14 protein-coding genes are annotated in these 19496 nt (G+C 53.2%); 3 read left to right on the forward strand and 11 right to left on the reverse strand.

All coding sequences use genetic code 11. The features are described 5' to 3' along the window. Nucleotides 1-227: 227 nt before the first annotated feature. Nucleotides 228-590 carry a 6-carboxytetrahydropterin synthase QueD gene (gene queD / locus LA337_18500; GenBank protein ID UBI15138.1) on the forward strand — a complete coding sequence of 121 codons (363 nt, stop codon included), beginning with the start codon at nt 228-230 and terminating at the stop codon, nt 588-590. A gap of 91 nt (nt 591-681) precedes the next feature. Here queD and queE read toward each other — a convergent pair whose 3' ends face one another. From queE to LA337_18515, 3 genes are all read right to left on the reverse strand, one after another. Beyond that, complete coding sequence (gene queE, locus LA337_18505) at nt 682-1353, reverse strand: 7-carboxy-7-deazaguanine synthase QueE (protein ID UBI15139.1); 672 nt, start codon at nt 1351-1353, stop codon at nt 682-684. A 71-nt stretch (nt 1354-1424) separates the two neighbouring features. Then, nucleotides 1425-2114, reverse strand: a complete 690-nt coding sequence (locus LA337_18510) for an N-acetylmannosamine-6-phosphate 2-epimerase (GenBank protein ID UBI15140.1) — start codon at nt 2112-2114, stop codon at nt 1425-1427. After that, on the reverse strand, nt 2114-3670 hold the full coding sequence (locus LA337_18515) for a maltose/glucose-specific PTS transporter subunit IIC (protein ID UBI15141.1): 1557 nt from the start codon (nt 3668-3670) through the stop codon (nt 2114-2116). The genes LA337_18510 and LA337_18515 overlap by 1 nt, the downstream gene beginning before the upstream one ends. A 165-nt stretch (nt 3671-3835) precedes the next feature. On the opposite strand from LA337_18515, the gene LA337_18520 reads away from it, so the two are divergent. Then, nucleotides 3836-4660, forward strand: coding sequence for a MurR/RpiR family transcriptional regulator (locus LA337_18520; GenBank protein UBI15142.1), 825 nt, complete (start codon nt 3836-3838; stop codon nt 4658-4660). 55 nt (nt 4661-4715) lie between these two features. Here LA337_18520 and eno read toward each other — a convergent pair whose 3' ends face one another. The 5 genes from eno to rlmD form a co-directional block, all read right to left on the reverse strand. Then, complete coding sequence (gene eno, locus LA337_18525) at nt 4716-6014, reverse strand: phosphopyruvate hydratase (protein UBI15143.1); 1299 nt, start codon at nt 6012-6014, stop codon at nt 4716-4718. Between the two features lie 87 nt (nt 6015-6101). Beyond that, the gene (gene pyrG, locus LA337_18530) at nt 6102-7739 is read right to left on the reverse strand and encodes a CTP synthase (glutamine hydrolyzing) (GenBank protein ID UBI15144.1); all 1638 of its coding nucleotides are present in this window, start codon (nt 7737-7739) and stop codon (nt 6102-6104) included. 350 nt (nt 7740-8089) lie between these two features. Then, on the reverse strand, nt 8090-8881 hold the full coding sequence (mazG, locus tag LA337_18535) for a nucleoside triphosphate pyrophosphohydrolase (GenBank protein UBI15145.1): 792 nt from the start codon (nt 8879-8881) through the stop codon (nt 8090-8092). Nucleotides 8882-9011: 130 nt separating this feature from the next. Further along, a complete protein-coding gene (gene relA, locus LA337_18540; GenBank protein ID UBI15146.1) occupies nt 9012-11246 on the reverse strand; it encodes a GTP diphosphokinase in 2235 nt (744 codons plus the stop codon). Between the two features lie 100 nt (nt 11247-11346). After that, nucleotides 11347-12645 carry a 23S rRNA (uracil(1939)-C(5))-methyltransferase RlmD gene (gene rlmD / locus LA337_18545; GenBank protein UBI15147.1) on the reverse strand — a complete coding sequence of 433 codons (1299 nt, stop codon included), beginning with the start codon at nt 12643-12645 and terminating at the stop codon, nt 11347-11349. Between the two features lie 57 nt (nt 12646-12702). Here rlmD and barA point away from each other — a divergent pair, with 57 nt between their 5' ends. Then, nucleotides 12703-15459 (forward strand): two-component sensor histidine kinase BarA, encoded by a 2757-nt coding sequence (gene barA / locus LA337_18550; GenBank protein UBI15148.1) that lies wholly within the window; start codon nt 12703-12705, stop codon nt 15457-15459. Between the two features lie 109 nt (nt 15460-15568). On the opposite strand, the gene LA337_18555 is transcribed toward barA, so the two are convergent. The 3 genes from LA337_18555 to LA337_18565 all read right to left on the reverse strand — a co-directional run bounded on the left by LA337_18555 (nt 15569) and on the right by LA337_18565 (nt 19494). Beyond that, nucleotides 15569-16711, reverse strand: coding sequence for a glycerate kinase (locus LA337_18555; GenBank protein ID UBI15149.1), 1143 nt, complete (start codon nt 16709-16711; stop codon nt 15569-15571). A gap of 81 nt (nt 16712-16792) precedes the next feature. Further along, nucleotides 16793-18133 (reverse strand): glucarate dehydratase, encoded by a 1341-nt coding sequence (gene gudD / locus LA337_18560; GenBank protein ID UBI15150.1) that lies wholly within the window; start codon nt 18131-18133, stop codon nt 16793-16795. A 20-nt stretch (nt 18134-18153) separates the two neighbouring features. Next, nucleotides 18154-19494: a glucarate dehydratase family protein gene (locus LA337_18565; GenBank protein UBI15151.1), complete on the reverse strand. Its 1341-nt coding sequence runs from the start codon at nt 19492-19494 to the stop codon at nt 18154-18156. Nucleotides 19495-19496 lie beyond the last annotated feature (2 nt).

Raw genomic sequence — 19496 nt, forward strand, 5'->3', positions numbered from 1 at the left:
TAACAATTAAAGAAGTGATGGAAATAACAAATAACCAAATGGACTAACCTGTTTTAGTTATAGTTATTAACAGCAAAATCGATTTAATAAGCATTTGATATATAAATAGTTATTGAACATTATCTTTATGAATGGATTGTTCTGATACTCTGCGCCCTTTTAACTAATGATAAAATTTGCTCTTTACGGTACCCTACGCCGGTTTTTCGCATTCTTGAGAGTAAATAATGTCCACCACCTTGTTTAAAGATTTCACCTTCGAAGCCGCTCACCGCCTGCCACATGTACCGGAAGGGCATAAGTGTGGCCGCCTGCATGGTCACTCATTTATGGTGCGTCTTGAAATTACCGGTGAAGTCGATCCGCATACCGGTTGGATTATGGATTTTTCTGAGTTAAAAGCGGCGTTTAAGCCGACGTACGATAGGCTTGATCACTACTATCTGAACGATATTCCAGGCTTAGAAAACCCAACCAGTGAAGTGCTGGCAAAATGGATTTGGGATCAGGTAAAACCGGTTGTCCCTCTGCTGAGTGCCGTAATGGTGAAAGAGACCTGCACAGCGGGCTGCGTGTATCGCGGCGAGTGATTGTAGCCTTGACGGATGGCGAAACGTCTTCTCCGGCCAGCAACGAACAACAAACTCTGGCCGGGTAAGCGAAACGCTCCCGGCACAGTTATCAGGCAATATTCAGATATTTATGGGTTTGCATCGACAGACGCCAGTTTCGCGCAATACAGGTATCAATGCACAAACGCGTCGCATCCTCTTTCTGGCTGATTGGCTGTAAGGCGATGATTCGTGGTTTGTCGTCACTCAACGTTGCCAGCAGTTCATCCAGCGCTTCAATATCGCGAACGCGACCAACCGGATGTTTGATTTCATTCGCGCGCTCCAGCGCCTGCGACAGCACATCATAACCACCGCGCATATTCACCTTCGGCGATACGGTTACCCAGGTATTCGGCGTACAGCGTACTTCGTGGGTACCACTGGTCTCAATCTGGCAGCTAAAGCCGTTCTTTTCCAGCAGGTCAGTCAGCGGCATCAGGTCATGAATGCAGGGCTCGCCGCCAGTGATCACCACGTGACGGGCGGTATAGCCCTGACGCAAAATGACCGCCAGCAGATCTTCGCTGCTCGCCGCGCCCCATTTATCGCTCTCTTTAGTCTTGGCCAGGATGCTGTACAGGGAGACTTCCCGATCCTCAAGCTTATCCCAGGTGTGTTTGGTATCGCACCAGGCACAGCCAACCGGGCATCCCTGTAAACGAATAAAAATGGCGGGGACGCCGGTAAAGTAGCCCTCGCCTTGCAGGGTCTGGAACATCTCGTTAATCGGGTACTGCATAGCGCTCTCAATATGGGGATAAACGATAATTATCGCAGATCCCCGCCAAAGTATCATGCCCCATCGATGCTTTACGAGGCGATCGCCGCGACAAAGCGCGCCGTTATCTGCTGCGGACGCGTTATAGCCCCCCCAACCACCACGGTATGAGCGCCTAATGCCAGACAACATGCGGCGCGTTCCGGGGTATCGACGTTTCCTTCCGCTACCACCGGTATGCTGACCGCAGCCAATACCTCACGTAAAAAACCACAGTCGTTTTCCGCCAGCACATGCCCGGCAGTGTCAGCGGTATAGCCGTAAAGCGTGGTGCCCACGCAGTCAAAACCCAGACGCTCAGCTGTCACCGCCTCGTTTACGGTGGCGATATCCGCCATCAGTAGTATGGACGGGTATCGAGCGCGGATTTGCGTGACCAGCTCTTCCAGCGTTTGTCCACCAGGGCGCGGGCGCGCTGTCGCATCCAGAGCAATAATTTCCGGTCCAACTGTCATTAGCTCATCCACTTCCCGTAGAGTAGCCGTAATAAACACATCACTGCCCGGATAATCGCGCTTAATAATCCCAATCACCGGCAGGGAGACGCTCTCTTTGATCGCGCGAATATCCACCACACTGTTCGCACGGATACCTACCGCACCGCCCTGAGCTGCCGCCAGCGCCATACGCGACATAATAAACGAACTGTGCAGGGGCTCATTTTCCAGCGCCTGACAGGAGACGATTAATTTACCTTTTAGGGAATCCAGTACAGTTTTCATTACGATAAGATCTCTTCGACTTCGTTTTTAATGATGGTGACATGCGGGCCATAAATCACCTGAACACCGTTACCGCGAATAATTACGCCACGCGCTCCGGTCGCTTTCAGCGCCGCTTCATCTACCTTGCTGCTCTCTTTCACCGTCACGCGTAAGCGTGTGGCGCAACAGTCCACCTCTTCCAGATTATCTTTGCCTCCCAGCCCGGCGATCACTGCTGCTGCTCGCTCACTTTGCGGCAGGCTGGATTCCATCGGAGTTGCGTTTTCACGGCCAGGCGTTAGCCAGTTAAAGCGGTTAATCAAATAGCGGAAGGTGAAGTAGTAAAGAAAGAACCACGGTACCCCCACCAGGGGGACGTACATCCAGTTGGTTTTCGCTTCCCCCTGTAGCACGCCAAAGAGGAGGAAATCGATAAGCCCACCCGAAAAGGTTTGCCCAATAGTGATATGTAAAATATGAGCCATCATAAACGCCAGACCATCGAAGAAGGCGTGAATGACGTATAACACGGGCGCCACAAACAGAAATGAGAACTCGATAGGCTCAGTGATCCCCGTCAGGAAAGAGGTCAGGGCCGCAGACAACAGCAGGCCAGCAACAAGCTTTCTGTTCTCCGGCCTGGCAGTATGGTACATCGCCAGGCATGCACCAAGCAGGCCAAACATCATGGTGATGAAGCGCCCGGACATAAAGCGCGAGGTGCCCGCATAGAACTGCTGCGTATTCGGATCGGCAAGTTGGGCAAAGAAAATCCGCTGCGTACCTTCAACTAACTGGCCGTTGACGATTTCGCTCCCGCCCAGCGCCGTCGTCCAGAAGGGCAAATAAAAGATATGGTGTAAACCCAATGGGCCGAGCATACGCAGGATGAAGCCGTACAGCAGCGTCCCCAGATAGCCTGTCGCATCAACCAGACCACCCAGTCCAAAAATGAGTTTCTGGAAATGCGGCCAAACCACCGTCATGACCGCCCCCACGACTATCGCGGCAAGGGAGCTAATAATCGGTACAAAGCGCGAGCCGCTGAAGAAACCAAGGAACTGAGGGAGTGAGACTTTATTGAAACGGCCATGCAGCGCACAGGTAACCAGGCCAATCACCACCCCACCAAACACACCTGTTTCCAGCGTCTGAATGCCCAGCGTCATCCCCTGGCCTACGGCACCGGGATTCTCGTGTGCCAGCGTTCCGTTGAGCGTCAATAAGGCATTAATGGTGGCATTCATCACCAGAAATGCCAGCAATGCCGCAAGCCCGGCGGTGCCTTTATCCGTTTTCGCCAGTCCTACCGCGACACCCACCGCAAAGAGCACCGACAGGTTGGCAAATACAATAGAACCTGCGCTGGTCATGATTGTGAAGATTGCCTGTAACCAATCAACGTCCAAAAACGGATAAGCCGTCAATGTGTTTGGATTCGACAGCGCGCCGCCAATCCCTAGCAACAGCCCCGCGGCGGGTAATACCGCAATCGGCAGCATGAACGATTTGCCGAACCGCTGTGCCTTTTCAAACCATGCTCCCGACGAGGCGCCGCTAAACATTTGCATCATTTTTTCATCTCCCCGATTGATGATGAAAATTTTTACCATGTTAATTTTTAAAAGTGAAAATTATCATCAAAATTCAGGAAGTCGATCATACTTTTTTAAAATGACTGGCATCTCTCCCCTGCTTTCCGCCACACTATCAGCAGAGAAACGCATTAAGGATTTTGCATGTCAGAAAATGAAAACCTGCTGCTGAGACTGCGCCAGAGCGTTGACGGATATAGCCGAACACAGCAGAAGCTGGGAGAGTTTGTGCTCAGCGATCCGGCAAAAGTTGTCTACCTGACGATTACCGAACTGGCGCGTGAAAGCGACACCAGCGAGGCGAGCGTTACGCGTCTGTGCCGTACGCTGGGGTGTAAGGGCTACAACGAATTCAAGATGGCGCTGGCACTCGATCTCCAGCAAGAACAGCCGGTAGAGCACTGCGGGGATGAAATTGACAATGTGGTCAATGAATCGGTGCAAGCATTGCAGGACACTGCAAAGTTACTCGACAGGACATTACTTGAAGCCGCCGCCCTTGCGTTGCATCAGGCTCAGTCAGTACAGATTTATGGCGTAGCGGCCAGCGCCATTCTGGGGGAGTATTTACATTACAAACTCCTGCGTCTCGGCAAACCTGCACAATTGTTCAGCGACATGCATCGTGCAGCCATGAATGCCACGACGCTTAACAAAGACACGATCGTGGTAGCGATTTCCAGTTCTGGCTCGACGCGCGATCTGCTGCACGTCGTTAAACTGGCGCGTAAGCAAGGCGTGCGCGTGCTGGCGTTGAGTAATACGCCGCGCAGCCCGTTGGCTTCGCTGAGTGATATTCAACTGGTCGCAGCCAAACCTGAGGGTCCGTTGAGTGCTGGCGCGCTAAACGCCAAGGTGGGAGTGATGCTGTTGGTAGAACTGCTCACCACATCGCTGATTGCGCTGGATGAAAAGTACAGTGATGTGAGCCAGCAAACCGCCAGCGCGACCTTACCACTGCTGCTTTAAAGACATAAAAAAACCCGCCGCAGCGGGTTTTTACGTTAAGAGCTAAAGAACAGGATTACGCCTGGCCTTTAATCTCTTTACGACCGTTGTACGGTGCTTGTTCACCCAGAGCTTCTTCGATACGAATCAGCTGGTTGTATTTAGCAACGCGGTCAGAACGGCTCATAGAACCTGTTTTGATCTGGCCTGCAGCGGTACCAACAGCCAGGTCAGCGATGGTAGCGTCTTCAGTTTCGCCAGAACGGTGAGAGATGACAGCGGTGTAGCCAGCGTCTTTCGCCATTTTGATCGCAGCCAGAGTTTCGGTCAGAGAACCGATCTGGTTGAATTTGATCAGGATGGAGTTAACGATGCCTTTTTCGATGCCTTCTTTCAGGATCTTGGTGTTGGTTACGAACAGATCGTCACCAACCAGCTGGATTTTGTCGCCCAGTACTTTAGTCTGGTATGCAAAACCGTCCCAGTCAGACTCGTCCAGACCATCTTCGATGGACACGATCGGGTACTGTTTGGTCAGTTCTTCCAGGAAGTGGGTGAATTCTTCGGAGGTGAATGCTTTGTTGCCTTCGCCAGCCAGAACGTATTTACCGTCTTTGTAGAATTCAGAAGCTGCACAGTCCATCGCCAGGGTGATGTCTTTGCCCAGCTCGTAGCCAGCTGCTTTTACCGCTTCAGCGATTACAGCCAGAGCTTCAGCGTTGGAACCCAGGTTCGGCGCGTAGCCGCCTTCGTCACCAACAGCAGTGTTCATACCTTTAGCTTTCAGAACTTTAGCCAGGTTGTGGAACACTTCAGAACCCATACGAACGGCTTCTTTCAGAGTCTTAGCGCCAACCGGCTGAATCATGAATTCCTGGATGTCGACGTTGTTGTCAGCGTGCTCACCACCGTTGATGATGTTCATCATCGGAACCGGCATGGAGTATTTACCCGGAGTACCGTTCAGTTCAGCAATGTGTGCATACAGCGGCAGGCCTTTAGCAGCAGCTGCTGCTTTGGCGTTCGCCAGGGACACAGCCAGGATGGCGTTTGCACCGAAGTTGGATTTGTTTTCAGTACCGTCCAGATCGATCATGATCTTGTCGATGCCAGCCTGATCTTTAGCATCTTTACCCAGCAGAGCCTGAGCAATTGGGCCGTTAACAGCTGCAACAGCTTTCAGTACGCCTTTACCCATGAAACGAGATTTGTCGCCATCGCGCAGTTCCAGTGCTTCGCGGGAACCAGTAGAAGCACCTGACGGAGCTGCTGCCATACCAACGAAACCACCTTCCAGGTGTACTTCGGCTTCAACAGTCGGGTTACCACGGGAGTCGATGATTTCACGACCGATGATTTTAACGATTTTGGACATTAGATTTTCCTCAGTACAAGTTAAACTAAAACTCCAGACAAACAATGCACCCGGATGGGTGCATTGCCGTTCTAACTTATTTACTTCTTACTTCGCCTGACGCTTCTGATGTTCACTGGCGGCTTTCACAAAGCCGGCAAACAGCGGGTGCCCATCACGTGGCGTGGAAGTAAATTCCGGGTGGAACTGACAGGCCACGAACCACGGATGATTCGGTACCTCAATGATCTCGACCAACTGATCATCACCGGAACGGCCTGCAATACGCAGACCCGCAGCTTCAATCTGTTTCAACAGCATATTGTTGACTTCGTAACGGTGGCGATGGCGTTCAACAATTGTCGGCGCGCCGTACAGTTGACGAACCAGGCTATCGTCGCTCAACTGACACTGCTGCGCGCCAAGGCGCATTGTGCCACCCAGATCGCTCTTCTCGGTACGGACTTCGACGTTGCCGTCTTCATCGCGCCATTCGGTAATCAGGGCCACCACTGGGTACTTACAGTCTGGCACAAATTCCGTGGAGTTGGCGTTGTCCATACCTACTACGTTACGTGCAAACTCAATCAACGCAACCTGCATACCCAGGCAAATGCCCAGATAAGGAATATTGTTCTCACGCGCAAAGCGCGCCGTCGCGATTTTACCTTCAACGCCACGGTAGCCGAAGCCGCCAGGGATCAGGATTGCATCAAGACCTTTCAGGATCTCAACGCCGCGCGTTTCAACATCTTGCGAATCGATCAGCTTGATATTGACGGTGACACGATTCTTCAGACCACCGTGCTTCAGCGCTTCGATAACTGACTTATAGGCATCCGGCAGTTCAATGTACTTGCCAACCATACCGATAGTCACTTCGCCTGCCGGATTCGCTTCTTCATAGATAACCTGTTCCCATTCTGACAGATTAGCTTCCGGACAGTTCAAGCTGAATCGTTTACAAATATAATCGTCAAGGCCCTGGGATTTCAACAGGCCCGGAATTTTATAGATGGAATCGACATCTTTCAGAGAAATCACCGCTTTTTCCGGAACGTTACAGAACAATGCAATTTTCGCACGTTCATTAGCCGGAACTGCGCGATCGGAGCGGCAAATCAGGATATCTGGCTGAATACCGATAGAAAGCAGCTCTTTTACCGAGTGCTGGGTCGGTTTAGTTTTGACTTCACCTGCCGCCGCCATGTACGGAACCAGCGTCAGATGCATAAACAGCGTGTGCTCACGGCCAATTTCTACGGCCATCTGGCGAATCGCTTCAAGGAACGGCAGAGATTCGATATCCCCAACGGTTCCGCCGATTTCGACCAGAACAACATCATGACCTTCGCCGCCTTCCAGAACGCGTTCTTTAATCGCATTCGTGATGTGCGGGATAACCTGAACGGTAGCGCCCAGGTAGTCGCCACGGCGTTCTTTACGCAGAACGTCGGAATAGATACGACCCGTGGTGAAGTTGTTGCGGCGGCTCATTTTGGTACGGATGAAACGCTCATAGTGACCCAGGTCCAGGTCGGTTTCAGCGCCGTCTTCGGTAACGAACACTTCCCCGTGTTGGATTGGGCTCATAGTACCTGGATCGACGTTGATGTACGGATCCAGTTTCATCATGGTCACATTGAGGCCACGGGCTTCAAGAATGGCTGCCAGGGAGGCTGCGGCAATGCCTTTTCCCAGAGAGGATACGACCCCGCCGGTCACAAAAATATAGTTCGTTGTCATGCTGGACCTGAGAAGTTAGGGTGAAACGATGGAATTACCAAGACGGGAAAGTAGTATACCCGAACATGACGAGCGCCACAAACTTTCATTATTCCCTCTCCTTCGTTCTTCAAGCCGCACCGGTGTTGGCTTCCTTCACTCACCCCAGTCACATAGCATTTCTATGTTCCTGAAGATTCTTTCAGTCGCCGCCTTGTTGCGACTCGAATCACTCGAAGAGGCAGTATACAAGGTGTTTCATCAACATAACGGGAAGAGAAAATAGCCTCTTTTGGGTAAATGTTTTTGACGTAAATCAAGCGCTTGTTATTTAAAAAATCACACAAATCGCCCTTGACCGACGAAATCCCTTAGAGATCAATTTCCTGCCGTTTTACCTGTTGCCAGACTTCTTCCATAGTTTCCAGATCAACACCAGTCATTTCCAGACCGCGAGCAGCCACAATTCGCTCAACCTCACGAAAACGCCGCTCAAATTTCTCGTTCGCTTTTTGCAATGCGGTCTCTGCTTTGGTGCCTAAATGCCGGGCCATATTGACCGTAGCAAACAGCAGATCGCCCATTTCCTCCTCCAGTTTAGCCTGGTCGACAACAGCCTGCTTCGCCTCAAACATGACTTCGTCGATCTCTTCGTAAACCTTGTCGACAACCGGGCCTAATGTTTTCCAGTCGAAGCCAACATTTGAGCAACGTTTCTGGATTTTTTGGGCGCGCATTAATGCCGGTAAACTACGGGGGATATCGTCGAGCGCGGAATGCTGCGCCTTCTCGGCGCGTTCTTCGCTTTTGATTTGCTCCCAGCGGGTCAATACCTCGGTGCTGTTACTGGCAGAAACATCCGCAAAAACATGCGGGTGGCGGCGTTCAAGCTTATCGCTTATCGCAGCACAGATATCATCAAAGTTGAAGCGCCCTTCTTCCTGCGCCATCTGGGCGTAAAACACCACCTGGAACAGCAGATCACCCAACTCTCCACGCAGGTCGTCGAAGTCTTCTCGCGCAATCGCGTCCAGCACTTCATAAGTTTCTTCGAGGGTGTAAGGGGTAATCGTGGCGAATGTCTGCTCTTTGTCCCACGGACAGCCGTTTTCCGGGTCGCGCAGGCGCTGCATAATACCGAGCAGTCGGTCGATTTGATTCATTGGAATATCCTGAAATTTCAATACGGTAGGCCGGATAAGGCGATAGCCTACATCCGGCAACATAGCAATGCCTGATGGCAACGCTAACGCGTTTTATCAGGCCTACAAGATTATCCGGCCTACAAAATAATTAATTACCGTGCAGACGACGTGCGTCGATCACGTCCGGTACCTGGTTCAGCTTGCCAAGCACGCGACCGAGCACCTGCAGGTTATAGATTTCGATGGTCATATCGATGGTAGCAAGCTGTTGTTTGGTATCACTCCGGCTGGCAACCCCCAGTACGTTCACCTTCTCGTTGGCAAGGATCGTGGTGATATCACGCAATAAGCCGCTGCGATCGTTCGCCTGGACGCGAACCACCAGCGAATATCCTGCCGAGTAGCTTTCGCCCCAAACTGCATCAACAATACGCTCCGGCGCATGCGAGCGCAGCTCAGTCAGCTGTTCGCAATCCGCCCGGTGTACGGAAATACCGCGGCCCTGAGTGATAAAACCGACAATTTCATCGCCAGGAATCGGCTGGCAGCAGCGCGCGATGTGGTGCATCAGGTTACCCACCCCTTCAACCACCACGCGACCGTCGTCTTTACGGCGGCTCTGCGGCACCTGCGTTTTCTGCTGAAGCTGTTTCAGCGCGGCGGCATCCTGTTCGGCAGCGCTTGGCTTATTAAACTGCGCCTGCAGGAAGTTCACCATCTGGTTGAGGCGGATATCGCCCCCGCCAATCGCTGCCAGCAACTCCTCCAGCTCATTGAAGCTGTAGCGCGGCAGCAGGTGTTTTTCCGCTTCTTTCAGGCTAATGCCTAAATGCGCGAGCTCATCGTCAAGGATCTGACGGCCAGCAAGGATGTTTTTGTCGCGGTCCTGTTTACGGAACCAGGCGTGGATCTTCGAGCGCCCACGACTGGTGGTCACGTAGCCGAGGTTAGGATTCAACCAGTCGCGGCTTGGGTTTGGCTGCTTCTGGGTGATAATTTCAATTTGATCGCCCATCTGCAACTGGTAGGTAAACGGTACAATGCGTCCACCAATTTTCGCGCCAATGCAACGGTGTCCCACATCGCTGTGAATGTGGTAAGCAAAATCGAGCGGCGTGGAGCCCGCCGGTAAGTCCACAACATCACCTTTTGGCGTAAAGACGTACACGCGATCATCAAAGACCTGGCTGCGGACTTCATCCAGCATTTCACCGGAATCCGCCATCTCTTCCTGCCAGGCGATCAGCTTACGCAGCCATGCAATACGATCTTCATGACCAGAACGCGCCGCGCCTGAGACGGTGCCCTCTTTGTATTTCCAGTGTGCCGCGACGCCCAGTTCGGCATCTTCGTGCATCTGTTTGGTACGGATCTGAATTTCGATGGTTTTCCCGCCCGGCCCCAGTACAACCGTATGGATTGACTGGTAGCCGTTAGGTTTCGGATTAGCAACGTAATCATCGAACTCATCCGGCAGATGGCGATAGTGAGTATGTACTATCCCCAACGCGGCGTAGCAGTCCTGTAGACGCTCGGCCACGATACGCACCGCGCGCACATCGAACAGTTCATCGAAGGCTAACTGCTTTTTCTGCATTTTGCGCCAGATGCTGTAGATGTGTTTCGGACGTCCGTACACTTCGGCTTTGACGCCTTCCGTTTTCATCTCAGAGCGCAAATGACCGACGAACTCATCGATGTAATGCTCCCTGTCGATACGACGTTCATGCAGCAGCTTGGCTATACGTTTGTATTCAGCCGGGTGCAGGTAACGGAAGCAGTAATCTTCCAGCTCCCATTTTAACTGCCCAATGCCCAAACGGTTGGCCAGCGGCGCATAGATATTGGTGCACTCTTTTGCCGCCAGAACGCGTTCATCTTCCGGCGCGTCTTTCACTTCGCGCAGATGGGCAATCCGCTCCGCCAGCTTGATGACCACGCAGCGAAAATCGTCCACCATAGCCAGCAGCATGCGGCGGACGTTATCGACCTGCTCGGAAGAGACTGAATCGGTATGCGTGGCTTTAAGCTGGCGTATTGCCGCCATATCCCGCACGCCGTGGATAAGATGAACAATGGATTTACCCACGCTCTCGCGCAGGATGTCTTCACTGACCACGTTGGCATCTGCCAGAGGGAACAGCATTGCTGCGCGCAGCGTGTCGATATCCATGCTCAACATGGAGAGTATTTCTACCATCTCCACGCCACGCCACAGCAGCAGCTCCGCATCAGGGTGACCCTGTGTCTGCTGCTGGCAGTACGCCCAGGTTTCGGCTAAGCGTTCACACGACTGCTGGCTGGAGATCCCCAGACTCGCGATCCATTTCTTTGGATCAAACTCACCAGCTTTATTTATATGTGCACTTCTTACCGCAACCATTGTCCTCTCCTTAAGGGGCCAGGCCTGTCGAAGTCGACAAGCCATACCCATTGTCTTTCATGCTGCGTTACAACCCGAAATCCAATGGGTACAAAATTCATTACATACGCTCAAACAGGACCATTGATTCCAGGTGTCCAGTGTGCGGGAACATATCGAGCATCGCCAGTCGCCGTATGGCATACCCCGCGTTGAGCAAAGCGTCGCTGTCACGAGCCAGCGTTGCCGGATTACAGGATACATAAACAACGCGTATAGGTTCCAATTTTATAATATGTTGCATCACACCTGCAGCCCCCGCACGCGCAGGATCGAGCAATACTTTGTCGAATCCGTTTTTCGCCCATGGCTGCCGGGTAACATCTTCCTCAAGGTTTTCATGAAAGAATGTCACATTGTGCAAACCGTTATTCAGCGCATTTTCCCTGCCTTTTTCCACCAGCGCAGGCACCCCTTCCACGCCCACCACGCTTGCTGCCCGGGTGGCCAGCGGCAGGGTAAAATTTCCCATTCCGCAGAACAGATCGAGTACGCGATCTTCTGGTTGCACATCGAGCCATTCCAGCGCACGGGCAACCATTTGTTGGTTTACCCCTTCGTTGACCTGAATAAAATCACGCGGGCTGAAGGTTAACCGTAGCCCATTTGAGTCATACCAGGGCGATTCTTCTGATAATGATTCCAGTATCTCGCTTTGCGGGGCCAGAAACAAAGACAGCCCCTGAGAATGCGAAAAGCATTCCAGTTTTTCTTTATCCGCCGCACTCAAAGGCGCCGTATGGCGTAAAATCATCAGGGTTCCGCTCCCTGCCTGCACCAGCTCGACATGACCAAGATGGCGTAACCCTTGCAGACTTTCCAGGCACGCCCTGATGTGGGGCAATAACGCGTCAAGCTGGGGCACCAAAATAGGGCATTGTTTGACATCAATAATGTCGCTGGAGCCGGATTTGCGGAATCCCATCTGCAACTTTTGTTCTTTTGGCCGATAGTTCAGGCTTAACCTGGCACGACGACGATAGCCCCACGGGGTATCAGCTATAACATCCGACACTTCACATTTCATTAAACGCGACAACGCCGCGCTTTTGCTACGCTGCTGCAACGAGATGCTGGCATGCTGCTGCTGGCAACCGCCGCACACGCCAAAATGCGGACAACGTGGCACTTCACGCTGCGGGCTGTCGTTTAAACGTCGTTTTACTTGCGCGCGGGCGAACTGTTTTTTATCTTCGGTAATGACTACCTCGGCGCTTTCCTGAGGCAGCAATTCCGGTATAAACAACGCCTTTCCGTCGTGGCGAGCGACGCCCTGACCGAAAGGATCAAGGTCATTGACGGTAACGGTTATGATCTGACGCGTCGTCACGCGTCGTTTTGCAGAGTAGAATTGCGCCATCGACGAGATATTTCTCTATTTAACAGTGTGACCCTAATTGTCCCATAACGGAACTCCATGACCAACTACAGCCTGCGCGCACGCATGATGATTCTGATCCTGGCCCCGACCGTCCTGATTGGTTTGCTGCTCAGTATCTTTTTTGTTGTGCATCGCTATAACGACTTGCAGCGTCAACTGGAAGATGCTGGCGCCAGCATCATTGAGCCACTCGCTGTTTCCAGCGAATATGGCATGAACCTGCAAAACAGGGAATCCATCGGCCAACTTATCAGCGTGCTGCATCGTCGCCATTCCGATATCGTGCGGGCAATTTCTGTCTATGACGAGAACAACCGACTGTTCGTCACATCCAATTTTCATCTCGATCCGTCTGAAATGCAGTTGGCGACGGGTTCACCATTCCCCCGTAAGCTGAGCGTCACCCGGCTCGGGGATATCATGATCCTGCGAACACCCATTATATCGGAAAGCTATTCGCCGGATGAATCCGCCGTCAGCGACGCCAAAAATACGCAAAACATGCTGGGGTACGTGGCGCTTGAGCTAGACCTCAAGTCAGTGCGATTGCAGCAGTATAAAGAGATCTTTATCTCCAGCGTAATGATGTTGTTTTGCATCGGTATTGCGCTAATTTTTGGCTGGCGTCTGATGCGCGACGTGACCGGCCCGATTCGCAATATGGTGAATACCGTTGACCGAATACGTAGAGGACAGCTCGACAGCCGGGTAGAAGGCTTCATGCTGGGCGAGCTGGATATGCTCAAAAATGGCATCAACTCGATGGCGATGTCTCTCGCGGCTTACCATGAAGAGATGCAGCACAACATCGATCAGGCCACCTCTGATCTACGCGAAACCCTGGAGCAGATGGAAATCCAGAACGTCGAACTGGATTTGGCGAAGAAACGCGCCCAGGAAGCGGCGCGTATTAAGTCTGAGTTTCTGGCTAACATGTCGCACGAGCTGCGTACCCCGCTGAATGGCGTGATTGGCTTCACCCGTCTGACGCTAAAAACCGAGCTCAATACCACACAGCGCGATCACCTGAATACAATTGAGCGTTCGGCCAATAATCTGCTGGCCATCATCAATGATGTGCTCGACTTCTCCAAACTGGAGGCTGGCAAACTGATTCTGGAAAGCATCCCGTTCCCGCTGCGCAGCACGCTGGATGACGTCGTCACGCTGTTAGCGCACTCATCCCATGATAAAGGGCTTGAGCTGACGCTGAATATTAAGAATGACGTGCCGGACAACGTCATCGGCGACCCGCTGCGCTTACAGCAGGTGATCACTAACCTGGTCGGCAATGCCATCAAATTTACCGAAGGCGGCAATATCGATATTCTGGTTGAGAAACGCGCCCTCAGTAACACGAAAGTGCAGATTGAAGTACAAATCCGCGATACCGGGATTGGTATCCCTGAGCGCGATCAGTCACGCCTGTTCCAGGCCTTCCGCCAGGCGGATGCCAGTATTTCCCGACGCCACGGCGGGACGGGGCTGGGTTTGGTGATTACGCAAAAACTGGTCAACGAAATGGGCGGGGATATCTCCTTCCACAGCCAACCGAACCGGGGATCCACGTTCTGGTTCCATATCAGCCTCGATCTCAATCCTAACGTTCTCGTTGATCGCTCAACCACGCTCTGTCTGGCCGGTAAACGACTGGCCTACGTCGAACCTAACGCCACAGCCGCGCAATGCACGTTAGATATCTTGAGTGAAACGCCGCTGGAGGTGATTTACAGCCCTTCGTTCTCCGGGCTGCCGAAGGATCACTACGATATTCTGCTGCTCGGCATTCCGGTCACGTTACGCGAACCGCTCACCATGCAGCATGAGCGGTTGGCAAGCGCTGCGGCGATGACCGACTTTTTGTTACTGGCCCTGCCTTGCCATGCGCAGATTAACGCAGAGAAGTTAAAACAAGGCGGCGCGGCGGCGTGTCTGTTGAAACCTCTCACCTCAACCCGCTTACTGCCTGCGCTGACAGAGTATTGTCAGTTGAACCACCGCGCAGATCCGCTGCTGTTAGACGAGAGCAAAATCGCGATGACCGTCATGGCGGTGGACGACAACCCGGCGAATCTCAAGCTGATTGGCGCACTGCTGGAAGATAAAGTGCAGCACGTGGTGCTCTGCGACAGCGGACATCAGGCAGTGGATCGCGCCAAACAGATGCAGTTTGATCTGATCCTGATGGATATTCAAATGCCAGACATGGACGGTATTCGCGCCTGCGAACTGATCCACCAGCTTCCTCATCAACAGCAGACGCCGGTCATTGCGGTCACCGCGCATGCCATGGCCGGGCAGAAAGAGAAGTTGCTCAGCGCCGGGATGAACGATTACCTGGCGAAGCCTATCGAAGAAGATAAGCTGCATAATCTGCTGTTACGCTACAAACCCGGCGCAAGCTCATCGCTTCGGGCGCTCGCGGTTGAACCTGTTGAGCCGGTCGTCAATCCTAATACCACACTCGACTGGCAACTGGCATTAAGACAAGCCGCGGGTAAAAACGATTTGGCGCGCGACATGCTGCAAATGCTGCTCGATTTTCTGCCCGAAGTGCGGAACAGAATTGAAGAACAGCTGGTAGGTGAAAACCCGGAAGGACTGGTAGATATGATCCACAAGCTGCACGGCAGCTGCGGCTATAGCGGCGTTCCCCGTATGAAAAACCTGTGTCAGCTTATTGAGCAGCAATTACGTAGCGGAACCAAAGAAGAAGAGCTGGAGCCTGAGTTTTTAGAGCTTCTGGATGAAATGGATAACGTTGCGCGGGAAGCGAAACGGATATTGGGGTGATATTCGCCGGATGCGGCGTAAACGCCTTATCCGGCCTACAGGTTTCGCTGTTTACCGTAGGCCCGATAAGCGTCGCGCATCGGGCACATCGCCGAATGCGGCTAACAATTCAGCGTAATTGTTGCCCTGCTTTGAGCGTTGCAGCCACGTTTCTCGCCGTCATTCGCACGTTCTCGCTCGCGTTCTTTAGCGCTTCATCCAGCGTACAAATGGTATAGATGACGCTGAAAACCGCATCCAGCCCATGCTCGTGTACCACACCAACATCGGCCGTCAGGCTACCGGCAATGCCGATAACCGGTTTATTGTAACGCTTTGCCACCTTCGCTACGCCAACCGGAACCTTACCGTGAATGGTCTGGCTGTCGATACGTCCTTCGCCCGTGACCACTAAGTCCGCATCCGCAACGCAGTCGTCGAGGTGTAACGCATCCGTCACCACCTCAATACCGCAGCGTAGCTGTGCGCCACAAAACGCATACAGCGCCGCCCCCATGCCGCCAGCCGCGCCACCGCCCGCCAGCTCCAGCACGTTGATGTCCAGATCGCGGGCAATGAGTTGGGCATAGTGCGTGAGCGCCCGATCAAGGCGGGTAATCATCTCCGGCGTTGCCCCTTTTTGCGGGCCAAATACCGCAGAGGCCCCCTCTTCACCGGTCAACGGATTAGTCACGTCGCAGGCCACTTCAATACGACACGTGGCAAGTCGCTGGTCTAACTGAGAGATATCAATCCGGGCGAGCGATTCGAGGCCAGCCCCGCCATGAGCAATATCGTTATTTTGCGCATCCAGCAATTTAGCTCCCAGCGCTTGCACCATCCCGGCACCGCCATCATTGGTGGCGCTACCGCCAATCCCAATAATGATATGCTCAACACCAGCGTCCAGCGCATGACGGATTAGCTCCCCGGTTCCCCAGGAGGTGGTTTTCAACGGATCGCGTAAATCAGCAGGAACCTGCTCCAGCCCGCTGGCGGCCGCCATTTCGATAAACGCCGACCGCTCATCACCGGACAAACCATAAAATGCCTGAATTGTGTTGCCCAGAGGGCCGGTAACATCAACATGCACAAGGTGGCCTTGCGTTGCGGCAACCATCGCTTTGACCGTTCCTTCACCGCCGTCCGCGACTGGGATCTTCACGTAATCCGCCTCAGGCCAGATCTCACGAAATCCCAGCTCAATAGCCGTTGCCACTTCAAGCGCACTCAAACTTTCCTTATAGGAATCCGGTGCGATTACTATTTTCATAAAGCATCCTTACGCATGTTGACTGTGTTAAGCATATACCAGGATAAAAACCGCCCCTTCATGGGAGCGGTCCCAGTTCGCTTAGCGTACCATGCACGGACGCTTATTATCAAACGTCCAGTTCGGGATCAGATACTGCATCCCCATCGCATCATCACGCGCCCCCAGCCCATGTTGCTGATACAACTCGTGAGCTTTCATGACCTGATCCATATCCAGCTCCACGCCCAGACCCGGTTTCGCCGGTACCTGTACCATGCCGCCTTTGATTTCAAATGGCTCTTTGGTCAGGCGTTGATTGCCTTCCTGCCAGATCCAGTGCGTATCGATCGCGGTAATTTTGCCCGGAGCCGCCGCCGCGACATGCGTAAACATCGCCAGCGAAATATCAAAGTGGTTGTTAGAGTGCGAGCCCCAGGTCAACCCAAACTCATGGCACATCTGCGCCACACGAACCGACCCTTGCATGGTCCAGAAGTGCGGGTCCGCCAGCGGGATATCCACGGACTGTAACGACAGCGTATGCCCCATCTGACGCCAGTCGGTGGCGATCATGTTGGTGGCGGTCGGCAGACCGGTTGCACGACGGAATTCCGCCATGACTTCACGACCAGAGAACCCCTGCTCAGCGCCGCAAGGATCTTCCGCATAAGCCAGCGTTCCTTTCAGGTACTTACCAATTTTAATCGCTTCATTTAACGACCATGCGCCATTGGGATCGAGCGTGACGCGCGCCTGTGGAAAGCGTTTCGCCAGCGCCACAATAGATTCCGCTTCTTCTTCTCCGGCCAATACGCCGCCTTTCAGCTTGAAGTCGTTGAAACCATATTTCTCATACGCCGCTTCCGCCAGGCGCACCACTGCATCCGGGGTCATCGCCTCTTCATGACGCAGGCGATACCAGTCGCATTTCTCATCCGGTTGGCTCTGATACGGCAGCGGTGTCGCGTTGCGGTTGCCGACGAAGAACAGGTAACCCAACATTTCAACTTCGCTACGCTGTTGGCCTTCGCCCAGCAATGAAGCGACGTTGACGCCCAGATGCTGGCCCAGCAGATCCAACATGGCCGCTTCGATCCCGGTAACCACATGAATAGTGGTACGTAAATCGAAGGTCTGCAAACCACGTCCACCGGCATCACGATCGGCAAAGGTATTGCGGACCGCATTCAGTACGTTTTTGTATTCGCCTAACGTTTTGCCTACCACCAGCGGAATGGCATCTTCCAGGGTCTGACGAATTTTTTCGCCGCCGGGTATCTCACCCACGCCGGTATGACCGGAGTTATCTTTAATAATTACAATATTACGTGTGAAGAACGGGGCATGTGCGCCGCTCAGGTTCATCAGCATGCTGTCATAGCCTGCCACCGGAATAACCTGCATGGAAGTCACGACGGGAGTGGTAAATTGTGCGCTCATAATTAAGTCCTTATTCAAAATTAGTGGCGGCCGAAAACAGGACGTTTACGGTCAAAAGTCCATCCGGGGATCAGATACTGCATTGGGCCTGCGTCATTACGCGCGCCGCCGGGCAGCGCCTTATAGGCTTCATGCGCTTTTTGTACCTGTTCCCAGTCCAGTTCCACGCCCAGGCCGGGCGCGTCGGGTACCGCAATTTTTCCGTTTTTAATCTCCAGCGGATTTTTGGTCAGGCGACAATCTCCCTCCTGCCAGATCCAGTGGGTGTCGATAGCCGTCGGGTTGCCCGGCGCCGCGGCGCCGACGTGAGTGAACATCGCCAATGAAATATCAAAATGATTGTTCGAGTGGCAGCCCCAGGTCAGTCCCCAGTCATCGCATAACTGTGCCACGCGCACCGCGCCGGAAAGGGTCCAGAAATGCGGATCGGCCAGCGGAATATCTACTGAGTTCAGCATCACCGCATGGCCCATCTCACGCCAGTTGGTGGCTATCATGTTCGTTGCTACCGGCAGACCGGTCGCGCGGCGGAACTCGGCCATCACTTCACGCCCCGAAAAACCCTGTTCAGCGCCGCACGGATCTTCGGCGTAGGTCAGAACATCGTTCAGCCCTTTACACAGAGAGATGGCTTCATCCAGCAGCCAGGCGCCGTTGGGATCGACCGTAATACGCGCATCCGGGAAGCATTTTTTCAACGCGCGAGCGGTGTCGATTTCCTGCTCGCCCGGCAGCACGCCGCCTTTAAGTTTGAAATCTTTAAAACCGTAGCGATCCTGCGACGCCTGAGCCAGACGCACCACCGCCTCACTGTTCATCGCTTGCTGGTGACGCAGGTGATACCACTCATGGTTACCCGGCGTGCTTTCCAGATACGGCAGATCGGTTTTGCTGCGATCGCCTACATAGAACAGATAGCCGAGCACGGTGACCGCATCGCGCTGTTTGCCAGGCCCTAACAATTCACAGACCGGCACGTTCAGCGCCTTGCCCAGCAGGTCGAGCAGCGCGGCTTCCAGCGCCGCCACCGCGTTGACCCGTAGTTCAAAGGTCCAGGCGCCTTTGCCGAAAGTGTCAAAATCAGCGGCCTGATTGCCTTTATGCACCTGCTGAACCACCTTATTCAGGCGTGCGACCTCCTGGCCTAACACTTGTGGAATCGCCTCAACCAGCGTCTGATAAATCACTTCACCGCCCGGCGCTTCACCAACCCCGGTATTGCCGGCGTTATCGGTGAGCACCACGATATTGCGGGTAAAGTATGCGTTATGCGCCCCGCCTATATTGAGCAGCATGCTGTCATGCCCGGCCACCGGGATGACCTTCATATCGGTAATAACGGGACTCGATTGTGTTGTCATCA

The organism is Citrobacter europaeus (assembly GCA_020099315.1).
GTDB lineage: Bacteria > Pseudomonadota > Gammaproteobacteria > Enterobacterales > Enterobacteriaceae > Citrobacter > Citrobacter europaeus.